We start from the raw sequence: 21,449 nt of genomic DNA, 5'->3' as shown, positions 1-21,449 counted from the left end.
TATGCAGTTGAATCACTTATTCAATCATTATTAAATAATACCTATTCATATTTTGATCATAACTAGATAATACTTCAATGGGATATCCAATCTTTTTAACCGTTGCAAATATATCTACACCTAAAGCTTCAGGAGTCGGTCTAGACTTATAATTATTTTTACATTCAGTATTTTTTGCACATTCATCCCCACATCTATAGCAAATAGTTGCAGAAAAAGCCATAGCTTTATAATAACCAGCATAAAATAAATCTTTTTCTAGTTCCAAAACTTTATCATCAGTTTCTTCAAATACCTTAAAATCAAAATTTCTATGATGTGCCGGCGATTCTACTCTCAAAATTATAGCGTTTGAGAATTCAGAAAAAAACTTTTCACACTCAGCTATTGGTGGCACATTAGGGGGACATACAGGTTTCGTAGCATAACTATCACACGAAAAAGTACATTTAAATCTAACCCACTGCTCAACAATAATTTCTTTAGCTTCAATCCACTTAAAATCATAAAAACTATTTTTCTGTAATAATGACTCTACTTGTTTAAAATCAATAATTTCACTTTCCTTTCTAATAATATAATATTATAAACATGTGTACTTTTTAGATAATGTAAGACGAAACTTCCCAGATATCATTCCAATATTTTGTGTATTAATGAAACTTATTCCAGTTTTGTTCTTATAATCCTTCTATAAATTGCAAAATTCACAAAATTCATAGGAGTCAAAGGGGACAGTTCTTTTTGACTCATTTTTTTTAGGGCACTATAAGAAAATAGTTAAAGAGGGCACTATTAAGGATTTTCAGGAAATAAATGCGATGACTAATAGGTAGGGGTAATAATGGATTAAATAGGCCTGAAATATATTCTTTGTTTAAGAATTGTAATTTATTAATTCATGCAAGGGATATTGGTACAGTTATATTAGATAAATTTGAAACAATAGCTCCAGTTGTAGCTGTTAAAGGTAATATAGATAAAGGAGACTGTGCTAGTTTTTTACCATTAATTAATATAGTAGAATTAAAAAATACTTTTATTTATATACTTCATGATATTAAGGAACTTGATATAGACCCTAAAGCATTCGGTTTTAATATAACTATTAACAGAATTTATTTTATCTCTTTTCAAAAACCACATTAAATGTATCTTGGTATTTTCAATAATAGACTTTGGTGCAGATGTAAATGTTAAACGTCAATTAAAATATCAGAGAAATATTTTTGCAGGTATAAATATTAAAGAATTCGGAAAAAATTTAATTCAGAAAAAAGCTAGTTTACATAATGTTCATTATAGGAAGTTGAAAAAATGATTAATATTGTTAAATAATATAAAAATAGCCGGATTGTTATCCGGCTATTTTAAAATAAACTATATAAATCTTAATCGTTGATTTCTAATTTCTTCGTTTTCAGTTTCTTTCAATGTTGATGGTTGTTGGGGTTCAGATATATAATTTATAAAATCTTCTTTATAGCCAATTAATGACTCATTAGCTCTATAAATTATATTCATATCCCAATAAAGGTATAAATCTTCAACTTTTATTTGTTTTAAATAACCCTCTCTTAACTCTTTTTCAACAACTGGGCTTGGTACTATAGCAACACCTTTATGATCCATTACCGCATACTTTATAGCTTCAAAGCTTGTAATTTCAGTTAAAATATTAAACTTGTCAATATTTATCCCTTTAGAAGTTAAATAATTACTAATGAATTGTCTAAAGCTTGACTCCTCTTCTCTAGCTATAAAAGGTTCTTTCCTTAATTCGTCTACTGTTATTGAATTAATGTCTAACCATTTTCCAGTTGGTGGAGCTATTAAAACTAATTTAATACTTTTGATTTTACTTTTATTTAGATCAGCTCCTTCAATTTCTCCTTCTATGACACCTAAGTCAATAATTCTATTGCGAACTTTTTCAATGATATCATCTATATTACTTATTTCTAGACGAATATTTATATTTGGATTTCGTTCTTTATAATTTATTATTGAACTTGGAAGATAATAGTTTCCTGCTGTATAACTAGCACCAACCTTAATACACTCCCTGTTTTGTTGACCACTTAATTTACTTATGTCGTTTTCCATTTGGGTATATAAAGTCAAAATTCTATCACCATAGTCGTAAAATTTCTTACCTGCTTCGGTTAGACGTACTCCATTGTTTGTTCGTTCAAAAAGACTTACATTAAACTTTTTTTCTAATAGTTTAATTTGAGAACTAATGGCAGGCTGTGTAAAATTCAAAATGTTTGCAGCTTTTGTAAAGCTTTTTGTTTGCGCTATTGTTCTGAATACTTCAAATTGTTCTATATTCAAATTATTCAACTCCCCCCATACTACAATCAAATCTACTTCACCATTTATATTATATCTTTAATATTATCTATTATCAATCATTTTTATATATATAGTAACAATGTTTTATTGCTAAAAATCTTATATATATCCTACCAAAATTTCGACAAAGTTCAAGTGTATTAGGTCCTTTTTTATTTCTATTTATTTTTATAGTTCCATTAAAGATGTAAATGAGGTTATATTTTGTTATTATGTTTATAATTGTTATTTATTAAATTTAGTAAGGAGTTTGTTTATGTATATCGTTTACGGTCAAGCAGAATTATTTTTCCCCTACACGACTTCACTAAAAGAAAAAAGAAAAACAATTAATAGCATAATCGATAGGATTAGAAAACGTTTTAATATTTCAGTTGCTGAAGTAGAATATCAAGACTTGTGGCAAAGATCTATTTTAGGTTTTACAGCAGTAAGTAATTCACATAGTGATATGGAATTATTTACTAATGTAGTAGAGGATACTATATATCGTTTTACTGAAAGTGTCGAGTTGACTAGTTTTTCCTATCAAATATTATCTGAATAAGTATATTTATGATGTAATTACCAGCATTTACCTTGGTATTTAAAAAGGTATTTGTTAATATTTGTTGAATCTTGGTGTTACTTACTTTTTTTCAAAAATAAATTAAAGAAGGGAAGGATTGAATTAAAATGCAAAAAGTAAGACATCAAGGTAAATGTATGCTCTCATCCGTAATACTAGCAATTATTCTTGTTTTTGTTGCTTTTGTTGGATTGGAGGAAGTAAAAGCAGCAACTGACACCTATTCTGGTACATTTGACATTACCATAGGTGACAATGACAATTCTAAAGAAGTTCCTATCGAATTTAATTTTAATGGATCAACATTTGAATCATTTCTAACCTTAAGTGGTTCAGATTATAATCTTACTATTCCCAGTAGTTTGATAGATCCCATAGTAAACCCAGAACTAGAAGATCCCAATAAGATAGTTTTAGCTAGAGACACAGACTATGAAACAGAGATGTATGTCATCGAAAGTGAAGTACCAGGTCCAACTGTTATGGTAGTTGGAGGTATTCATGGTCATGGTGTTGCTGGTTATAAAGCTGCCGAAAAAGTTAAAGATTTTGAAATTGAAAGAGGTACTTTATTAGTTTTACCAGAAGCTAATAAGCCTGCAATTGACATTAATCAACGAACTGTTTCAGGAGAGCCTGATATGAATCGTGTGTTTCCTAAAAGTGATAATGAAAATGCTGATCATTTCTTAGCTCAAGAGATTTTTGATGTGATTGAAGAATATGATGTTGATTGGCTTATGGACATGCATGAAGGACATGATTATCACATTTCTTCAAGTGATAGAGCTTTTGGACAAACTTTTATTTATCAACCTGTAGGTGAAACCCAAGAGTTTGTTGAAAAAGCTAATGATGAGCTTAACAGAACTATATTACGTTCATCAGAGCATTTTTCAGTATTAAGATTTCCTGCTCATGGTAGTCTTGCTAGAAGTACAGCTGAAATTTTAGGAGTTAATTCTTTTATATTTGAAAGTACTCTTAAAGATGATTTAGATACTAGAATTGACTACCAAATAAGAACTGTTACTATGCTTCTTCAAGAAATTAATATGAAAGAAATTGAAGAAAAGCCAGTTGAAGAAAACTATAATACTTTTACTTTAGCTAGAGACACAGACTATGAAACTGAGATGTATGTTATCGAAGGTGAAGTACCAGGCCCAACTGTTATGGTTGTTGGTGGTATTCATGGTCATGGTGTTGCTGGTTATAAGACTGCCGAAAAAGTTAAAGATTTTGAAATTGAAAGAGGCACTTTATTAGTTTTACCAGAGGCTAATAAGCCTGCAATTGACATTAATCAAAGAACTGTTTCCGGAGAGCCTGATATGAACCGTGTATTTCCTAGAAGTGATAATGGAAATGCTGATCATTTCTTAGCTCAAGAAATTTTTGATGTTATCGAAGAATATGATGTTGATTGGCTTATGGACATGCATGAAGGACATGATTATCATATTTCTTCAAGTGATAGAGCTTTTGGACAAACTTTTATTTATCAACCAGTAGGAGAAACCCAAGGATTTGTAGAAAGAGCTAATGCTGCATTGAACAGATCAATTACTAATTCATCTGAGCATTTTTCAGTATTAAGATTTCCTGCTCATGGTAGTCTTACAAGAAGTACAGCTGAAATTTTAGGAGTTAATTCTTTTATATTTGAAAGTACTCTTAAAGATGATTTAGATACTAGAATTGACTATCAAATAAGAACTGTTACTATGCTTCTTCATCAATTAAATATGATTGAAGTTTCCGATCCAGAAATTAGCGAAACTAGAGAGGTTGAAATTCTTGCACCGGGTACTAAATATGCTACTGAACTTTATATTATAGATAGTGGAGTTCCCGGTCCAACTGTTCTGATTGTTGGTGGTATACATGGTAGTGAAATTGCAGGATATCATGCTGCAAACAAAGTTAAAGAATATTCTCCTAATAAAGGTACTTTATTAGTAATACCTGAAGCAAATAAATTAGCTATTGAAGCTAATAGACGCTCTGCTCCAGGTGAAGGTGACCTAAATAGAGAATTCCCAACTACTAGAACAGGAAACCCAAGCCATGTATTAGCTAGTGCAATATACGATGTAGTAAAAGATTATGATGTTGATTGGTTAATGGATATGCATGAAGGTTTTGATTTTCATAGGAATCCATCAACTAATTCAGTTGGCCAAACTGTTATTCATTATCCTAACTCTGAAATGACACCTGTTGCAGAAAGAATGGTTAGTGAATTAAATACAAACGCAACTCGTTCTCTAGAAAGATTTACTTTATTAACCTATCCAGTACAAGGAAGTTTAGCTAGAAGTGCTGGACAACATCTAGGAGTAAATTCTTTCATCTTTGAGTCATGTATGAAACAGGATTTATCTACTAGAATAGATAATCAACTAATAGCTACTGATATTCTCTTAGAAGAAGCTGGTATGCGCTAATAAAATCTTAATGGTTGTGTATGAATTGTTGGACCGGATACTGTTATCCTTCCTTGGGTAACAGTACTCCGGTTTCTATTATTCTGTTCTTGATTTTGACTACTGTTTGTATTACCAGTATTTGATGATCTATTTGTGCTTCTACTATTGGTACGAGTAGTAACACTCCTTGGTCTTCTTCTTGTGTTTCTAGATGAATTGGATCTAGTAGATGTAGTTGATGTTTTTCTGGATTTATTTTTGTTACTAGAAGATTTTTTATTATTCCAAGAAACTTCCCAAGCTTTTCTTAAATCATCTTTTTCATTCCATAAATCATTGTTAAAAATCATAGTATATAGGGTTTTTAGTTCTTTTTCATAGAAAATATATGAACTGGTTTGTTCAATATCACTCCATAATTTTCTAAATATAGGTTTAAAATAGTTCTGATTGCCAGAATAAAAAGCTTTATGCGCTTCTACATTTAAAAAGAAATTCCTTCTTAATTCGTAATAATGACTAGCTACAACTTTTGCTAAACATAATATAGCTGTAGCAACTTCTTGTGATACTAACCAACTTCCAGGGGTTCTATACTCAAACCCCCCATAATCTTTTTCTCTATAGTCAAATAAAAAACCATATTTTTTTCTACGTATTGTTGCTGTTCTTGGGTTTTCAATTAAAAAAATAGGAATGCAAATATAATTATCTAAAGCTCTTAATATGCTATAATTAGATTTAATTTTGCTAAAATGAATATGCCCACCAATTGGATATCCACTCACAGGTAGGCTTCCTGCAATCCATTTTACATTTTTATAGGGAGCCATTTTATTAGCATTATTTAATGCTTTCTTTATGTTGTCAAGTAATTCTAATGGAGATTCTTCAGGGGCTGGCCTTATTTCAGCAATTGGACGTTGTTGACGATTTGGTATCCTAATGCTATCACAACCAACAGTACCTTCCCTCGGAAAATATTTTGATGCTGCTATTAATCTGCCACTATTAGCATTTATTAACATAAATTCAGGATCAGCGCCCATCTTTATATTTGCATTTTTTGCTGTGCCTTCATTATCATAAAGCCTTTTAATTTTTTTAATAAACAAACTAAAATCTCGTTCTCTAATAATAGGTGACGGATTAATGGTCCTTATTTTATATGCATGCCTAGAGGTAAATACCACCTTTACCATACCAAAATCAAGACCAGTCAAGTATAGAGCTCTTAATGCTATTTCTACTGCCTTTTTAGCATCTTTTTTACTTGCATATTTAACTGTTTTTTTATTTCTAGTATGAGTAATTTGCCTAATAGAGATTACTGATAAATCAAAGATTAATATTTCGTAAGTACGATTAATAGACTCTCTTCCCTTAATTTGAGCCACATTATTATGTTGAAGAATTTCAGAAAGTGTATCCCTTGAAATAGTATTTACTATTGCTTTAGGTGTATTTAGTACTCTTTTTAAATTAGATCCCTCTTTTTTTAATTGAATATTTAAATATATTTGATTTTTAATTTTAAATTCTTGGTATTCAATCGCACTTATGCTCTCACTTAATTTATCATATATTTTATTACCTATCTTATTTTTTTTATAATATATACCTAAATTCATCATATATCAGTCCTCTTTATTACTGTTAATGTATAAAAAGTAGTCTGTTAAATAATTTAAGTGACGAAATCTTATATCTTTTTCATCAAAACTTGCTGGTTTTGAATTTATTTCAATAATCCACATCTTACCTTGAGTATCAATACCAAGATCTAATGACAGTACTCCTAAATTAATTTGCAGTTCATTTTCCAGAATTCTAGGTATTTGTTTGGTAATAATTTTTAATTCATTAATTACTCTTTCTTCTTTGGCTAGTTCATTTTTGTAAATTTCCTTTATTACCTTATTAAATTCAGCTGCTCTACCACCATTGGGTATGTGAGTAACAAATTTACCTAACGCAGCTAATCTAACCGCAATTCCAGTTAAAACCCATTGTCCATTACCATTTTTTTGAACTTGAGCTCTAAGATCAAAAATACGACCATTCATTTTTAGAAGTGGTATCCCCATTTGAATTAGATAATTTGATTTATTGGGTACTTTAAACCTTAAACTTCTATAAAGCCTTTCAATTGTTGGGCTACTATACCATTTGTTTTTTTTGCTTTCTGCAAATGAATAATAGTAACCCCTGTTAGCTTTAATAACTTTTATAATGCCTTTACCAGTACTATTGTTTTTAGGTTTAATAAAAACCTCGTTGTATGAATGCAAGTATTTTTTTAAATTTTCATAACTAAAGCGATTAGTTTCAGGTATAAACTGTTTACTAGTCTCATGTTTTATCAAGGCATCGTGTAACTCTAACTTATTTAAAAACCTTGTATTAAAAAGAAAAATATTTGGATTTGCTTCAAATTTTTTTAATATTTCTTTTACTTCTTTTTTGTTTTCAAGACTACGGTAAACAATACGGTTATAAACAATATCAGGTAATGGCATTACTTTTTTCACCCAAGATGGCTTGCTTTTAGGCTTATATATATATCCATTAATTTTTTTCTCTTTCCATTTAACACCATCAGGATAAAAAAAATAGATGGTTATACCTTTTTTATAACCCTCTAAAGCCATTTCTCTAAAGACTCTACCTTCTCTTTTTGATGGAAATTGATTAGAACGTTTCTCACTTTTTTTTCTTGCTGTTATAACACCTACTAAAGGAGTCTCTTTTCTTTTTTTATCACGAAGATTATCTCTATCATTTTCATTTATCATTTATTGCAACTCCTCTATTCATTTCTTAATGTATAATATGAAAAATGAGAAATGTCGGTGCCATATATCTGAAAAAACAAAAAATACCGACTAATAACTTAGTCGGTATTAATTGTAAAATTATCAATTTTTCCCTTTTGTTACTCTCTCCAGTAGTGAGGAAGCAAGAGAACTAGTACTGGAAATATCTCTAATCTACCTAAAATCATTAAAAAGCTTAAATAGTATTTTCCCAAATCCGGTATAAATGAATAATTTTCAGTAGGTCCAACTGCACCAAATCCTGGTCCAATATTCCCCATACAGGAAATTGCTGCAGATATAGAATCGCTCATATTAATTTGTAAAATGGATAGTAATATAGCTCCACTTATTACAAATACCATATGCATAAAAAAATAAACAAGTACGTTACGAACTAACCCTTGATTTATTGTCTTTTGTCCCATTTTTAGTGATATTATTGCTTTAGGATGAACCATTTGCTTTAATTCAACTAAAACTTGTTTAAAAAGTATTAAATATCTTCCTACCTTTATGTTGCAGGTGGTTGAGCCAGAACTTGCACCAATAAACATTAGCATTAGTAGTACAGTTTTGGCAAGCGGAGGCCAAATATCATAATCTGCTGTAGCAAATCCAGTAGTAGTACCAATAGAAATTACTTGAAATAATGTGTTACGTATTGTCTCTTCTAGGTCTCCTCCTAAAGATGAAATACTAGTAACTACTAATACACCACTAATAATAATAATATAGCAAAATAATCTAAATTCAGCATTCATAATATAGGCTTGTATGCTTTTGCTCGTAAAAGCAAAATAATGAAGGGCAAAGTTAACCCCACCTATAAACATAAAAATTATAATTATCCATTGAATAGCTGGTGAAAACGCAGCAATACTCTCATTTTTAGTAGAAAATCCCCCTGTTGGCATTGTAGTAAATGTATGTGCTAAAGCATCAAATAAATTCATGCCAAAGCTATACAATAATACACATAGTATTACACTTAAAACCATATATGTTTTCCATAAAATTTTAGCTGTTTCTCTTATCCTTGGGCTTATAGTATCAGCCATTGTTCCACCAGGAATTTCAGCATTGTAAATTTGTTTAGCGCGAACTCCTAAACCAGTTATAATGGCTATAAATAAAATCATTATTCCCATGCCACCAAGCCACTGGGTTAAACTTCGCCAAAATAATAGTCCATAAGGCAATGCCTCTATATCACTTAATACCGATGCTCCAGTAGTTGTAAAGCCTGATACTGTCTCAAAAAGAGCATCTGCATAAGTAGGCATATATCCAGTAAGTACAAAAGGAAGAGTTCCAAATAAAGAAGCAGCTATCCATCCAAATGCAACTATTGCAAAGCCTTCTCTATAGGTTATATTGCTGTTAGCTTTAACTAGTAAACTTGTAGCTAAGCCAACACCTATAGTTATTACAGATGCAATAAATAAGTTTAAAGCATCATCTTCTTTATATATTAAAGAAACAATAACTGAAGATAGCATTGCTAGTCCTACAATCAAAACAATTTTCCCTACATAATTTATTAATATTGTAGACCTGATCAAAATTTTTTTCCTCCATTGATAAACAGCTTTTCCACCTTATGAACACTTTTGGGTAAAGTAAACATCATAAGTTGATCATAAGGTTCTATTATACTGTCACCAGTAGGTACTATAACACTATCTCCTCTAACAATTGCACCTACAACTGACCCATTAGGAAAACGTAATTTTTTTAATGGTTTATTTACTGCTATAGATTTTGGCTGAGCAATTAACTCAATCATTTCAGCCCTATCTTCTCCTAAAACAGTAACTGATATAATATCACCTTGTCTTGTATATTTTAAAATTGCACCAGCTGTTAAGATTCTAGGACTTAATATAATATCTATTCCAACTTGTTCAACAAGGGGCATTACATCAGTTCTTTTAATTTGTGATATAGTCTTTTTTACTCCTAAGTTTTTACCAATTAGTGATGATAAAAGATTAATTTTATCATCACTTGTAACTGCGATCAATAAATCGGATTTGCCAATGTTTTCAGATTCTAGTAACTGCAAGTCACTTCCATCACCATATATAACTAGTGTTTTCTCAAGACGACCCGCAATATTTTGGGCCTTTTTATAATTTTTTTCTATAATCTTTGTATTTACTGGTACTTTCTGTTTCTCTAAAATATGAGCTAAATACCAACCAGTTCTTCCTCCACCTAATATTGTTATATTTTCTATTTTTTTTCTTTTAATACCCAATGCTTTAATAACCTGCGGCATCTCCTTTGTCTTAGCCATGACATAAATATGATCTCCAGCATATATAATATCTTCTCCAGTAGGTACTAACATTCTGTGCTTTCTAATAATAGATACAATAACATAATGAGTTGTTTCTAAAAACTTGAGCTTTGTTCCAGCTATAGGTGAATTTTCATCAACGACTAACTCAACTAATTGAACCTTGTTGTCTGCGTAATAATCAACATTAAGGGCTTCAGGCACACGAATTATTTTTGCTATTTCCATAGCCGTGACCCGTTCAGGATTAATAATTAAATCTATACCTAATAAAGCTTCTGGTGAAAAATGCGGAGTTTCAGTATATTCGGGATTTCTTACACGGGCAATAGTTGTTTCAACTCCATATTGCTTTGCAAGCAGGCATGATATCATATTAACTTCATCAATTTCGGTTACTGCAACTACCATACTTGCCTTTTTTACTCCAGCAGCTTCAAGTGTTGACCAAGAAGACCCACTTCCCTTAATAACCTTAACATCTAATAGTTCATCTAATATTTCAATTCTATCTTCATCATGTTCTATTATAACAACGTCATGATCTTCACTTGATAAAAGTTGTGCTATACTAAACCCTACTTTACCAGCACCTATTATAATAGATTTCATTTCTTAACCCCATCCTTAAACATTAAATCTAAAGTGTATTACATCCCCATCTTTTACTATATATTCTTTACCTTCTAGTCTAAATAAACCCTTTTCTTTTAATGCATTCATACTACCCCATTCATATAAATCATCATATTCAACGACTTCGGCTCTAATAAAACCTCTTTCAATATCTGAATGAATTTTTCCCGCTGCTTTTTTAGCCACAGTTCCTTTTTCAACTGTCCAAGCTTTTACTTCATCATCGCCAACAGTAAAAAATGATATTAAACCAAGTCTTTCATACATTCCGCGAGCAATTTTAACAACTCCTGATTCATCTATACCTAACTCTTCTAAAAAAGAATTTTTTTCATCCTCGTCAAGTTCCGCTATCTCTTTTTCTATACTAGCTGATAATTCTACTATAGGTATCCCTTTTTCCTTTGCATATTCTAGTACATCTCTACTGTATGGGTAATCTTTAGATAATAAATCATCTTCTCCAATATTAAGACACCAAAACATAGGTTTAGTGGTTAAAAACTGGTAATTATCTACTATTAATTTTTCTTCTTCATCAAGTTCCACTGATAAAAGAGGTGTTTCATTACTTAAAGTTTCTTTTAATTTTTCAAGTAAAGAAAGCTCTTTTTGCATTTGATTCTTTTTTTTATTTTCGTTAATTCTTTCAATTCTTTTTTCTACTAAGTCTAAATCTGCTAGCAATAGTTCATAGTTTATACTATCAATATCTTTAATAGGATTAATCTCGTCAGTTACAGCCGGAACATCCTCATCATCAAAAGCTCTAACAACTTGTAACAAAGCATCAGCCTTTCTAACAGAATCTAAAAACACAGCAGCACCTTTATTAGTCCCTGAAATTAAGCCTGGTATATCTACTATTTCTAACTGTGCATAAGTTGTCTTCTTAGGTTTATAAAGTTTAGACAAAAAATCTATTCTATTATCAGGTATTTTTGCAATCGCAGTATTTGCTTTAGCTTGATTAGAAGTTTTTTCATTTGTTTTAGTTAATAGTTGAAAAATTGTTGTTTTTCCTACCATCGGCAACCCAATTATACCTAACTGCATTGTTAATCGTTCCTTTCCCAAAATACTACAAGAATTATTATATAGTTACTATACAAAAAACTCCAGTATAATTATAGTTTACATAATGTATGATACATGCAACTAATATAAAGTAAAAAGGGTAAAACATGTTAGCAATAACATGTTTTACCCTTTTTACTTTATATTAATTATTCCCTAAAGTCTATAAAGTTAATTCTGCAAAAGAAAGAATTAAAAATATTCCTGTTACAACTATACTTATAATTAACATAAAATAACTACCTTGTTGACTAAATTGATAGAGTCTCCCAGCATTCCCTATGTTAAAAAAGAATAATGCTATAGCTAATACTAATAATAAAATTATAATGTTAGGTGCATCCGGGGTTAATGGAAAAAATACTGCTAAGTATGATGCAAAAGTTATTAGAAAAGCTAAATTTACATTATATAGAATTTTATAAAAACTATCCTCATTAATTGACTTGCCCTTTTCTTCTATAGGAATATCATCCATATTTATTATCTGAATTGTTCTTGAGGTTTTTTCAGCAAGTTTATTAACTAAATCAAAATCTTCAGGGGTAATGCCATAAAGACCTGCATTTGTTTTAAGATAAATTATTTCTTCTTCATAATTTGTACCAAACATTTTTGCAGAGCCAATACCTTTTATTATGTATATTCCTATTATTACTCCAGTCCAACTTACTCCCATAATTGAAAATAAATTGCTTTTACCTTTTATATGTACTATTTCATTTATATCCTCAAACTTAAGCTCAATTTTTTTTATACCTATATTTATAATAAGTGATTCATTAGTTAACTGATATTTTAGACTAAATGCACTAATTATAATGAATATAAACATACCCATAAATAAAAATGCAGGTATATATAAAAGTATTTTAAGCATTGTTGCAGTATCATCTAAAGAAAAGTTTATACCCCATATAATAAAACTAAAAACAATAAAGCCAGTAATTAACCCTAACAGAGGTCCATTAGATTTTTTTGCATTATAAGTCAAGTTTATTCCCTCCATTTATTTAAAATCAGTCATATTCATAAAAGCCTTTTCCTGTCTTTTCCCCATAATAACCAGCTCTAACCATTGATGAGAAAAGTGGATGTGGTCTATACTTTGTATCCTTAAATTCATTGTATAAAACCATTGTTATAGAATATAGGGTATCTAGTCCCATCATATCAGATATTTCAAGTGGTCCTTTAGGCATACCTGCACCTGCTTTCAATGCTGAATCTATATCTTCTTTTTCAGCTATCCCATCTCCATAAACAAATATAGCTTCATTTAAATAAGGAATTAATATTCTATTTACAATAAATCCAGGACTTTCTCTTTTTAATAATACATGTTCTTTATTTATATCCCTAACAAAAGATTGAGCAATTTTTATTGTTTCATCTGATGTTTCTAATCCCTTAATTAGTTCTACTAATTTTATTCTCGGTACTGGATAAAAAAAATGCATTCCAATAACTTTATCTATTCTTTTTGTAACAGATGCTATTTCAGTAATAGATAGAGTAGATGTATTTGTAGCTAAAATAGTATGTTCTGGACAAATGTTATCTAGTTCAGCAAAGAGTTGTTTTTTTATAGCAATATTTTCGACAACTGCTTCAATGACAATATCTGCATCTGATAATTCTGCTAAATCTGTAGTACCTTTTATTCTAGCTAAAACCTTTTCCTTTTCTGATTGTGTTAATTGTTCTTTTTCAATAAGGTAATCTAGCTCCTGTTTAATAGTATTTATTCCATCTTCAACTAAAGATTTTTGAATATCTCTAATTATTACATTGTAGCCTCCTTGAGCGGCTACTTGAGCAATTCCTGCTCCCATGAAACCTGCACCTAAAACTGCTATTTTGTGCACTTATTTTCCTCCCAACATTAGGATATGGTTTTTAATAAAAGAATTGACTCTATTATATGCTTATTTAGTAAAAATTCAATATTATTACCAAAAAATAAATTTATCTATCACCAAAACTAATTCCTAACGAACGTGCTGATTCAACTAAATGGGAGTTAGGTTCAACTCGTTTTATGTCCTTAACAGCTTCTGTTATTGGTATATTAACAATTTCAGTACCTTGTAAACTCACCATGTTTCCATATTTTTGATCTACTACTGATTTAACTGCAGCTACACCATAACGAGTAGATAATATCCTATCATAGGGTACTGGAGAACCTCCTCGTTGAAGATGGCCTAATACTGTAACTCTTGTTTCTATATCTGTTAATTCTTCTATTTCTTTAGCTAACCTATTACCAATACCACCAAGTCTTATAGGATCATGGCTGTTATCAACTACTTTCTGAATAGCCATGTCTTGGTTTTTACCAGTAGCACCTTCCGCAATAACTATGATACTGAATTTTTTATTTTTTTCGTAACGAGAACGAATTTTATTTATTATATATTCTGCTTCATATTGAATTTCAGGTATTAAAATAACATCTGCACCACCTGAAATTCCAGCATGTAATGCAATCCAGCCAGCATATCTACCCATCACCTCTAAAATCATAACCCGATGATGTGATTCGGCTGTTGTGTGTAGTTTATCAATAGCATCTGAAGCTGTGTTTACCGCAGTATTAAAACCAAAAGTTACATCAGTACACATTAAGTCATTGTCTATTGTTTTAGGTACTCCTATAATATTTACACCTTTTTCATAAAATTTTAAAGCAATATTTAAACTACCATCACCACCAATAACTATTAAAGCATCTAAACCTAGTTTTTTCATGTTTTCAATCGCTTGATCCGACTGATCAGATTTAAATTCTATACCATTTTTTATTGAATAAAATTCAAAAGGGTTGTCCCTGTTAGTAGTACCTAAAATTGTACCTCCTAAATGACCTATACCAGACACTCTTAATAAATCTAGTTTTATATAATTATTATTTACTAAGCCTTTAAAGCCATCTAAAAAACCATAAACTTCAATGTCATAAATACTTATAGCTTTTTTAGTTATTGCTCTAATTACAGCATTTAGACCTGGACAATCTCCTCCTCCAGTTAAAACTCCAATTTTAGAAATTTTGTTCACTAATAATATGTCCTCCTTAAAACTAAAAATCATCAATTTGTTATAATAAACCTTATGAATGTTTATGGTTTTTCGGCAAGTGTTAATGGAACTTTAACTACCTTTCCATCTCTAATTATTTCAATCATAATTTTATCTCCTACTTCTTTATTCTGAATTATTTGTTGTAGTTTTTCATAATTTTCTACTGTTTGACCTTCTATTCCAATTATAACATCGTATCTTTGCAATCCCGATTCTGCAGCAGGGCTATTAGTAGCAATGTTTGTAATCAAAACACCATGTTTTTCAATACCAAAATAGTTAGCTATATTATTATCAACTTCCTGTAATAATACTCCAATGTATGGACGTATTACTTTACCTTCTTTAATCAGCTCATCCAAGACTTCTTTAGCTGTATTAATTGAAATAGCAAACCCTATTCCTTGTGCTTGGGCATTAACTGCAGTATTAATACCTATTACTTCTCCTTTGGTATTAATTAATGGTCCTCCACTATTACCAGGATTAATTGCTGCATCAGTTTGTATTAAGTTTCTGTATACTCTATCCCCTATCTCAATTGGTCTGCCAGTAGCACTAACAACTCCAGCAGTTACTGTGTGATCAAGTCCATAAGGGTTACCTATAGCTACCACCCATTCACCAACCCTTAAATTATCTGAATCTCCTAAATTAATAGGAGTAAATTTATCATCTGATTGTATCTTTAAAACTGCTAAATCTAGCTCATAATCCTGACCAACAATTTTAGCAGGTAAATTTTTGCTATGCCCACTAATAGTTACAAAAATTTCATCTGCTCCTTCTATAACATGCTGATTTGTAATTACTAATCCATCTTCACTAATAATAAAACCAGTACCAATACCACTTCTTGTTCTATCTTGTGGACCTATATCACCACCAAAAAATTCTTTAAAAAATGGATCATGAAAAATTCCTCCACGTGACTGTGTTTTAACACTAGTTTCTATATTTACAACAGCAGGTGATACTTGTTCAACCATATCAGCTATATCAGTAGGTCCAATCATGACTGGAGTAGTTATTTCAGCTGCTCCGCTATCTTTAAGTGTTGGTGAAGTTTCAGTTGATTCCCTTAAAATAGTAAACATAGTACTAATAATTATTAAAGCTATGAAAATGTATACAATCATACGCATATTTCTGTTTCCCATAAAATCTTTCCCCCTTTATAGATAATACTTGCCTTATAATATAAATATTATCATTCTATTAATCAGTAGAAAATAGAAAAGACAGACGTTTTTTAGTCTGCCTTTGATAAATTATTTACAAAATCCAGCTAGATATATGCTAAACTCTATCGGTCTCTTAAATGTATTTTTTACTATGATTTTTGAAAATACAGTTTCCGTAGTTTTTCTAGGTTTAGAATTAACTTCTATTAACCAAGGATGCCCCTTAATATCTATACCTATATCTAAACCAAGCTCGCCAAAAGTACCATCATATGAGTTTTCAATAGTTTTGGCTATTTTTAAACACATATTTTTTATTTCTTTGTTTCTTGCTTCAATTGTATCTTTTTTATTAAAAAGATATCTAAAAGTTTTTTTAGTTGTTTGTACTTTTCCTCCACTACTTAAGTTTGATATACTACTACCCCTAGGCGCAACTCTCGCAAATTTTTTGCTAATTTGCCAATTTCCCTTACTATTCTTTTGAAATATAATCCTTATGTCAAAAGGAGCCCCTTTATATTTAGCAAGATTTATTCCTTGCTGAACAATATATGGTCTATTCCCATGGGATTTTTTAGTCTTTTTAATGAATTCTTCAATATTGTCTGCTTTACCTCTAATTCGTCCAGTTCTATGAATTATATAATGTAATTTACCACTTTTATCTTTAGTAAGCTTTATTATTCCTTTACCTAAACTACCATGAATAGGCTTCAAGTATAAAGTAGAGTATTTTTGTATCATGGACTCAATGTTTTCCTTACTAAATGAATACGTTTCTGGTAAATAATCATTTAACTGAGGATTAGAATCTAATACTTGATGTACTTTCCACTTATCTAAAAATGATGGATTAAAATATTTAAGATAAGGTAAACTCATTAAATTATCCTTTGTTTTTTGAATTGAAGTTTTAGACTCACTTCTTCTAGTAGTAATTCTATCATATACAACATCTGGCAAAGGGTATCTTGCGGAAGTCCATACTCCATAATGTGGTCTAATATATTTATATACATAACCTTTAGTAGTTTTAGATGACCAGTCAATTGAATTTGGGGTAAAAATATATACTTGACCCAGATAATTTTTTGCTATATTGCTTAAGTAAATTAATTCAGCTTGAACGCCTTTAGGATCAAACTCATTTTTGTTAGGAAGGCTAATAGCTAATATACCTATGGTAGGACCTATATGAACTATATTATTTTGGTGATCATATCTTATCTTATATTTTTTACGTGTTTTTAATAATAAAGCTTTATTGAGTTCTGGTGATAACATATATGATTTTTTGTTTCCTTCACGTATAATTAACCTGGTTCTGACTATCAAGCTACCTACTCTTACATTTATTTCTGACTGTATCGGTATTTCAAGTGAATCTCTAAGATGTGGTGATATAAATAATTTTCCTATTAAGTTCATTCTTCTACCCCCTCTACCTAAATCCTGCTAAGTATCTGCTGTATAAAAGGGGTTTGATAACAGATTGTAGTCTTGTATCTGTTTCTCCAATTAGATTAAATACGTGTCTAGCTGGCCTCATATTTGCTTCAATAAACCATACTTTGCCTTTTTTATCTACACCTATATCAACACCCATTTCACCTATTTTACCTATTGCTCGCTCTAAAGATTTAACAGATTCTATAGATACATAGTTAATATCATGCAATATTTTTTCCCTTAATTCTTTATCTGGAAAATGTCTCATTAGCATACTTTCCACTTTATAACCTTTTCCACCCGATGAAATATTACTAGTTATTGAACCTAGTCTTCCAACTCTACAAGCCTTCCCTGTAATGCTCCATTTTCCTGTATGATCTTTTTGGACAAATATTCTAAGATCTATAATATGGTCACGATTTCTTAATAAATCTATTTCTTTTTGGACAATAAATCTTTTGTTACCCATAATAGAACTAAGTTGCCGCCTTAAATGATGGATGTCAATAGCACTACCAGTAGTTGTATGATTGTTAATCTCATATTTATATTCATAAGATGAATTTCTTTTTTTTCTTAATCTAATAATATTCCTACCTTGTGAACCTTTAACTGGCTTAATATAAACTGCACCATGCTTTTTAACCATTTTATTTATTTGGTTAAAGTTATTAATTAGTTCTGTTTCAGGTAAATATTTTAACAACATTGGATTTTTTGATAAAATTTGATAAGTTTCCCATTTTCCTATTAGGGGAGGGTTCAAAAAGTAACATCCGAGTTGTTCAAGCTTGCTTCTTACTTTTAAATTAGTATGAGAATAACCTCTTTCTCTTGGAAATATAACATCAGGCAGTGGGAAAGTACTTTTAAACCACTTATTGTTTTTATATGTGTAGCCTCTAATAATTTTTTTATCTAAATTTATATTATAAGGACAAAAAGCAAAACAAAATACACCTATGTTATCACCATTAGTAATCATTTGTTTGATAAAAAAACTTTGTGGACCAAATGGCTTAGCCTTTTGTTTAAATAAATCAGCCATTACGCCTACAACCGGACCTAGTTTTATTTGATTACCTTTAACATTTATGCCATATTTTTTAGGAACAATTAATTTAAAATATTTAATATCTTTGTTGGTTAAAAAAATGTTAATATTACTTTTTGTGTTTCGTATTTCAACAATTAAGCTACTTTTTTGTTGACCAAAACAAAAAAGCACTTCATCACCACTTTTTAATTTTAATTTTTCTGCAGTTTTTTTATCAAATTGTATAATTTTTTCTTTTCCTTTAGGATTTGCAGCTACATTAACCATAGTAAATCCATACACAATATCTCCACCCTAAATATTATGGTATCCTATAATATGAAAACCTTTACTTCTTTGCTATTATGATTAAGATAAAATTTAAATAAATCTAATAGATATATTTGCGCAAAAAGAGTTGTAATGAAGGGAGTGAGTACTATAAAACTTATTAGCGCTTGCTTATGTGGAATAAATTGCAAATATGATGGTAAAAGTAATTACCATCCCTTGTTTGTTGAACTTTTTAAAAAGGGAGAAGTTATACCTGTATGCCCTGAGCAGCTTGGTGGGCTGACTACACCTAGAACACCTAGTGAAATTAAAAACGGTACCGGTATTGATGTTTTATATAATAATAAAACTAAGGTTATTACCAAGGATACAAAAGATGTTACTGCTAAATTTATTAAGGGTGCATACGAAACACTAAATATAGCAAAGTTATTAGACATAGATACCGCTATTTTTAAAAGTAGAAGCCCTTCATGTGGGATGGGAAACGTTTATGATGGATCATTTAGTGGTAAGTTAATTAAAGGCGATGGAGTAACAACTGCTCTTTTAAAAGAAAACAAAATCAATGTAATAAATAATGAAGAATATAATAATAAGGAGTGGTCTAAATAGTGAAAGCAATTAGTTTATTTTCGGGTGGTTTAGACTCACAACTTGCAGCAAAAATAATTAAGGATTTAGAAATTGAAATAATTGCTATTAATTTTAAATCTCCATTTTTTGGTGCTACTGAGGAAACAATTCAAGCAGCTAAAGACTTAGGGATTAAACTTTTAACACCTGATATAAGTGAAGAGTATATGGATGTTGTGAAAAAACCTATTTATGGTTATGGAAAAAATTTTAATCCATGTATAGATTGCCACGCTTTTATGTTCAAAAAAGCTGGTGATCTTATGTTAGATTTAGAAGCATCATTTTTAATAACTGGTGAAGTATTAGGGCAAAGACCTATGAGCCAAAATAAATCAGCTCTTCAAACTGTTGAAAAGCTATCCGGATATAAGGGTTATATCCTTAGACCATTATCAGCAAAACTTTTACCTATTACAATTCCTGAAGAAAATGGATGGGTAGATAGAGAACAACTACTTGATATCAGCGGTAGAAGCCGAACTAGGCAAATGGCATTAGCAGAAGAATACGGAATAGTGGATTATCCCTCACCAGCAGGTGGGTGTTTATTAACAGATGAAAACTTTTCACGCAGATTGAAAAAGACTTTAGAAATAACACCAGATCATGGTGCTAAAGGATTAGAAATATTAAAAATAGGCAGACATTTTTACATAGGAGATTATAATTTATTAGTTATTGGTAGAAATCATAGTGAAAATGAAAGTTTAAAAAATATAGCATTTTCTACAGACTACCTATTAAAGGTTGCAGATAGACCAGGACCACTAGCTATATTAAGAAAAATGAATACAATGACTGATGAAGATATATATTATGCCGGTCAAATTGTAGCTCGTTATAGTGATGCTAAAAATGAAACAACTGCTAATATAAGAATATTTAACACAGAAAATGCTGAAGGAAATATTATAAATGTTCAACCACTAAAACCAGAAGAAACCCCAGCATTAGTTTAAAATATTTCTAAATCTATTACTGAAAAAATAGCTTTGTATCCCTCCCTTGTTGGATGACCTCCATCGGGGAGAAGAAGTTCCCTACGAAGGTTATTGCTTTCATCATAAAATGCTCTAGAAAAATCTATAACTTTAATATTGTTTTTAATAGCATATTCAATCATCCAAGTACGCAACTTTTTAAGCATCGCTTCAAATTCAGGATAGGCCACAGGCGTAGGTAAGCCGAATATTACCTTTATATTATGCTCTTTAGCTTTCTTATGCATTTTTATTATATTATTAGTGGTTTGAGCAAATGTATCTCGCATTAAAACATCATTTATACCACCACTTATAAGCAAATGCGTTGGTTTGTATCTTAAAACAGATCTATTAAATCGGTTCAACATATTTTCTGTTGTGTTACCATTAATGCCTTGATTTATAAACTCATATCCAGTAGTTTCTGCTAACATTTTTACCCAAGATTCTTGAGGACCATAGGGGTATCCATGAGTAATACTATCACCTAAACAAACTATTACTTTATTTTCTTTGTTACTCATAAATTTTCTCTCCTATTCACTAACTAAATTTCCTAATAAATATATGGAGAAAAAC

Annotated in this window: 19 protein-coding genes; 5 read left to right on the top strand and 14 right to left on the bottom strand. The window is 30.2% G+C overall.

The features are described from left to right. Positions 1 to 16: 16 nt before the first annotated feature. Positions 17 to 475 (bottom strand): DUF2284 domain-containing protein, encoded by a 459-nt coding sequence (locus SYNTR_RS03625; RefSeq protein ID WP_243140256.1) that lies wholly within the window; start codon positions 473 to 475, stop codon positions 17 to 19. A gap of 398 nt (positions 476 to 873) precedes the next feature. Between SYNTR_RS03625 and SYNTR_RS03620 the strand changes: the two genes are divergently transcribed. Then, positions 874 to 1,149 carry a metallophosphoesterase family protein gene (locus SYNTR_RS03620; RefSeq protein WP_156203242.1) on the top strand — a complete coding sequence of 92 codons (276 nt, stop codon included), beginning with the start codon at positions 874 to 876 and terminating at the stop codon, positions 1,147 to 1,149. Positions 1,150 to 1,380: 231 nt separating this feature from the next. Here the strand turns inward: SYNTR_RS03620 and SYNTR_RS03615 are convergent, their stop codons facing one another. Beyond that, on the bottom strand, positions 1,381 to 2,337 hold the full coding sequence (locus SYNTR_RS03615) for a LysR family transcriptional regulator (protein ID WP_156203241.1): 957 nt from the start codon (positions 2,335 to 2,337) through the stop codon (positions 1,381 to 1,383). Between the two features lie 277 nt (positions 2,338 to 2,614). On the opposite strand from SYNTR_RS03615, the gene SYNTR_RS03610 reads away from it, so the two are divergent. Next, on the top strand, positions 2,615 to 2,905 hold the full coding sequence (locus SYNTR_RS03610; RefSeq protein WP_156203240.1) for a DUF503 domain-containing protein: 291 nt from the start codon (positions 2,615 to 2,617) through the stop codon (positions 2,903 to 2,905). Positions 2,906 to 3,033: 128 nt separating this feature from the next. Beyond that, positions 3,034 to 5,376 carry a M99 family carboxypeptidase catalytic domain-containing protein gene (locus tag SYNTR_RS11810; RefSeq protein WP_156203239.1) on the top strand — a complete coding sequence of 781 codons (2,343 nt, stop codon included), beginning with the start codon at positions 3,034 to 3,036 and terminating at the stop codon, positions 5,374 to 5,376. Here SYNTR_RS11810 and SYNTR_RS03600 read toward each other — a convergent pair. The 11 genes from SYNTR_RS03600 to SYNTR_RS03550 all read right to left on the bottom strand — a co-directional run bounded on the left by SYNTR_RS03600 (position 5,373) and on the right by SYNTR_RS03550 (position 19,257). Further along, entirely contained in the window at positions 5,373 to 6,992 is a 1,620-nt protein-coding gene (locus SYNTR_RS03600) for a putative amidoligase domain-containing protein (RefSeq protein ID WP_156203238.1), read from the bottom strand. The genes SYNTR_RS11810 and SYNTR_RS03600 overlap by 4 nt on opposite strands. A gap of 3 nt (positions 6,993 to 6,995) precedes the next feature. Beyond that, entirely contained in the window at positions 6,996 to 8,153 is a 1,158-nt protein-coding gene (locus SYNTR_RS03595) for a YheC/YheD family endospore coat-associated protein (RefSeq protein ID WP_156203237.1), read from the bottom strand. Positions 8,154 to 8,293: 140 nt separating this feature from the next. Beyond that, on the bottom strand, positions 8,294 to 9,739 hold the full coding sequence (locus SYNTR_RS03590) for a TrkH family potassium uptake protein (RefSeq protein ID WP_156203236.1): 1,446 nt from the start codon (positions 9,737 to 9,739) through the stop codon (positions 8,294 to 8,296). Further along, positions 9,736 to 11,091: a Trk system potassium transporter TrkA gene (gene trkA / locus SYNTR_RS03585; protein WP_156203235.1), complete on the bottom strand. Its 1,356-nt coding sequence runs from the start codon at positions 11,089 to 11,091 to the stop codon at positions 9,736 to 9,738. The genes SYNTR_RS03590 and trkA overlap by 4 nt, the downstream gene beginning before the upstream one ends. 15 nt (positions 11,092 to 11,106) lie before the next feature. Next, on the bottom strand, positions 11,107 to 12,171 hold the full coding sequence (gene ychF / locus SYNTR_RS03580) for a redox-regulated ATPase YchF (RefSeq protein WP_156203234.1): 1,065 nt from the start codon (positions 12,169 to 12,171) through the stop codon (positions 11,107 to 11,109). Positions 12,172 to 12,355: 184 nt separating this feature from the next. Continuing rightward, entirely contained in the window at positions 12,356 to 13,186 is an 831-nt protein-coding gene (locus SYNTR_RS03575) for a PH domain-containing protein (RefSeq protein WP_197079176.1), read from the bottom strand. Between the two features lie 25 nt (positions 13,187 to 13,211). Further along, complete coding sequence (locus SYNTR_RS03570) at positions 13,212 to 14,060, bottom strand: 3-hydroxyacyl-CoA dehydrogenase family protein (protein ID WP_156203232.1); 849 nt, start codon at positions 14,058 to 14,060, stop codon at positions 13,212 to 13,214. 100 nt (positions 14,061 to 14,160) lie between these two features. Next, positions 14,161 to 15,246 carry a 6-phosphofructokinase gene (locus SYNTR_RS03565; RefSeq protein ID WP_243140255.1) on the bottom strand — a complete coding sequence of 362 codons (1,086 nt, stop codon included), beginning with the start codon at positions 15,244 to 15,246 and terminating at the stop codon, positions 14,161 to 14,163. Positions 15,247 to 15,317: 71 nt separating this feature from the next. Next, positions 15,318 to 16,439, bottom strand: a complete 1,122-nt coding sequence (locus SYNTR_RS03560; protein WP_156203231.1) for a S1C family serine protease — start codon at positions 16,437 to 16,439, stop codon at positions 15,318 to 15,320. Positions 16,440 to 16,550: 111 nt separating this feature from the next. Then, entirely contained in the window at positions 16,551 to 17,894 is a 1,344-nt protein-coding gene (locus SYNTR_RS03555) for a YheC/YheD family endospore coat-associated protein (RefSeq protein WP_156203230.1), read from the bottom strand. Between the two features lie 13 nt (positions 17,895 to 17,907). Beyond that, positions 17,908 to 19,257, bottom strand: a complete 1,350-nt coding sequence (locus tag SYNTR_RS03550) for a YheC/YheD family endospore coat-associated protein (protein WP_156203229.1) — start codon at positions 19,255 to 19,257, stop codon at positions 17,908 to 17,910. 138 nt (positions 19,258 to 19,395) lie between these two features. Between SYNTR_RS03550 and SYNTR_RS03545 the strand changes: the two genes are divergently transcribed. Further along, positions 19,396 to 19,863 carry a 2-thiouracil desulfurase family protein gene (locus tag SYNTR_RS03545; RefSeq protein WP_156204683.1) on the top strand — a complete coding sequence of 156 codons (468 nt, stop codon included), beginning with the start codon at positions 19,396 to 19,398 and terminating at the stop codon, positions 19,861 to 19,863. Further along, positions 19,863 to 20,846: a DUF814 domain-containing protein gene (locus tag SYNTR_RS03540; RefSeq protein ID WP_156203228.1), complete on the top strand. Its 984-nt coding sequence runs from the start codon at positions 19,863 to 19,865 to the stop codon at positions 20,844 to 20,846. Before SYNTR_RS03545 ends, SYNTR_RS03540 begins: the two co-directional genes overlap by 1 nt. On the opposite strand, the gene SYNTR_RS03535 is transcribed toward SYNTR_RS03540, so the two are convergent. After that, complete coding sequence (locus tag SYNTR_RS03535; protein ID WP_156203227.1) at positions 20,843 to 21,394, bottom strand: SGNH/GDSL hydrolase family protein; 552 nt, start codon at positions 21,392 to 21,394, stop codon at positions 20,843 to 20,845. The genes SYNTR_RS03540 and SYNTR_RS03535 overlap by 4 nt on opposite strands. Positions 21,395 to 21,449 lie beyond the last annotated feature (55 nt).

This window comes from Candidatus Syntrophocurvum alkaliphilum, assembly GCF_009734445.1.
Lineage (GTDB): Bacteria > Bacillota > Syntrophomonadia > Syntrophomonadales > Syntrophomonadaceae > Syntrophocurvum > Syntrophocurvum alkaliphilum.
This window is presented reverse-complemented; position numbering and strand designations above follow the sequence as displayed.